Here is a 1,895-nt window from a genome sequence, read left to right as displayed (position 1 = left end):
ATCCTGGCCAATCCAAGTTCCACTTAGTACCGCTTGAGTAAGCACGATTTCATCGGCATTGACATGCGCCATCCCTTCGCCGTCGAAGTCTTTACCTATCCCTTTACGGGTAATATTATTGTAGGCTCCCCCCCCGGAAAAACTGACATTTCCGTGGGCGACATCAGAGTAAAGGCTGTTGTACCCTCCAACCCCTTCAAATGTAACGTTCCCTCGTGTTTCAGCATAAACGTCATTAGCTTGGCGTGTACGTTCAATTCGATTTGATGCGCCTGCACCCTGTAGGGTTATATCTCCAACTTTACCTTTTCGAACCAGATGATTATCGGCACCAACACCACGGAAAGTGATATTGCCAGTTTCCACTCGTGAACTAATGCTGTTAGCCGCACCGCCCCCATCGAATGTCACATCACCACGTGAACCCTGGTATTTATTGAACCAAGTTCGGTCGAGTTTGTTTCCGGCCCCTGCCCCCGTAAAGGATAAGTTACCCTGGTTTGTTTCATGCCAAAGACTGTTGTAACCACCAACACCACCAAATGTCACATTACCACTTAGACCTTTACGGGTTATACCGTTGTATGCAGCTGCACCTCCATAATTTACGTCACCGCGATTACCTAAGTGGTCAATAGTAACTCCACCAGCAAGGCCGGCAAATGAGACATCACCACCCCCACTTTTATTGATATCAACATACCCAGCCGCACCTTTTACACTAAGGTTACCAATAGAATCCTCTACCTTTAGATGGGCCGCACCGCCTACGACTGTATCATTACCACTACCCGTATAAACTGTGGCAGTAATTGAAGCGACGGTGATATGATCATCACCGCCGTAAGCTCGAATATCGCCGCCAATAAGACTAGTCGCAACAATATTATTGTCCCCATCGTCAGCGGTATAGCTCCCTGTAAAGAAGTATTCAACACTTCTCCAAAATGGTTTTCCCATAAAATAAACTCTAATTTCGGATTAAATAGAAAACCACTGTACCTTTCTGATACAGCGATCACTTTGAACATTGACCTTGCCGCGGACCGTACAAACTTTCTGCCCCTGCCACGGAAGGAATACACGGCGACGAAGGTCATTGACAACTTCGCGGCCATGACCGAATGGCGCTATCATCTCTGGGATATAAATATGCTGGCCAGATTGCCAGTCAGATAAAGAAATTTCCCGCACTCCAGATAACAACTCATCTCGGCTTTGCTCAGACAAAAACGCCCAATTACAAAATGCAATTGGGCGACCTTGTTCATCTTCGTAATAGCAAAACTGGTTTAGCTCAAACGCAGGCATAATACGTTGCTGCCATTCAGCAACAACGTATCTGCGATGAAGAGGTGAATGCTGACTTAACAACATCACCCCTCCGATTATTTTTTGAATTTGCGCTAACGTAAGATTTGCTGATTGATATGCAATAGACATATGCCCAATATCACCAAATGCAGTTGCTATTTAACTTTAGAAACTCGCTTTTTTGGCGCAGTTTTTTCTTCCGTTGTTCCCTCTTCAGCCTGAGGGTCAACCGGTTCACTTGATGGTAAAAAACCCGCTGCAACTAACTTGTCAAATTCAGCTGACATGCGAGGATCTTCGAGCATGTTTTTAACCATGGAAACCATATACATAAAGCCAGAAGCTGGCATATGAACCACTTGTTTAAGCTCAAGGTCATCATCATTTTCAGCCATTACGCCACTAGCCATATTTTTTTGGTCTTGACCTACGAAATAAAGGGAAAAAACGCCTTTATTATAATTAACACTAGAAATGGTTTGAACAAACTTCTCTGTCATAAAATAAAATCTCAAAAATTTAACAAAACAAAATGAAATGAACCTTAATCGCATTTAATTGCGAAAAAGGAACTATAATTG

Annotated in this window: 2 protein-coding genes and 1 pseudogene; all 3 read right to left on the bottom strand. The window is 43.6% G+C overall.

Going from position 1 to position 1,895, the window contains the following annotated elements:
- Positions 1–960 (bottom strand): annotated as a pseudogene (locus AB4653_RS21825) (MARTX multifunctional-autoprocessing repeats-in-toxin holotoxin RtxA); the annotation flags it as partial.
- A gap of 21 nt (positions 961–981) precedes the next feature.
- A complete protein-coding gene (gene rtxC / locus AB4653_RS21820; protein WP_032545857.1) occupies positions 982–1,443 on the bottom strand; it encodes an RTX toxin-activating lysine-acyltransferase RtxC in 462 nt (153 codons plus the stop codon).
- A gap of 26 nt (positions 1,444–1,469) precedes the next feature.
- A complete protein-coding gene (locus tag AB4653_RS21815; RefSeq protein WP_017082577.1) occupies positions 1,470–1,814 on the bottom strand; it encodes a hypothetical protein in 345 nt (114 codons plus the stop codon).
- Positions 1,815–1,895: the final 81 nt, after the last annotated feature.

The sequence above is a fragment of the Vibrio sp. 10N.222.48.A3 genome (assembly GCF_041475345.1).
Taxonomy (GTDB): domain Bacteria; phylum Pseudomonadota; class Gammaproteobacteria; order Enterobacterales; family Vibrionaceae; genus Vibrio; species Vibrio tasmaniensis_A.
This window is presented reverse-complemented; position numbering and strand designations above follow the sequence as displayed.

What these genes read in the sequence shown, in the direction of transcription:
- AB4653_RS21815 (WP_017082577.1), bottom strand. Translation starts at nt 1,814, where the DNA reads ATGACAGAGAAGTTTGTTCAAACCATTTCTAGTGTTAATTATAATAAA.
- rtxC (WP_032545857.1), bottom strand. Translation starts at nt 1,443, where the DNA reads ATGTCTATTGCATATCAATCAGCAAATCTTACGTTAGCGCAAATTCAA.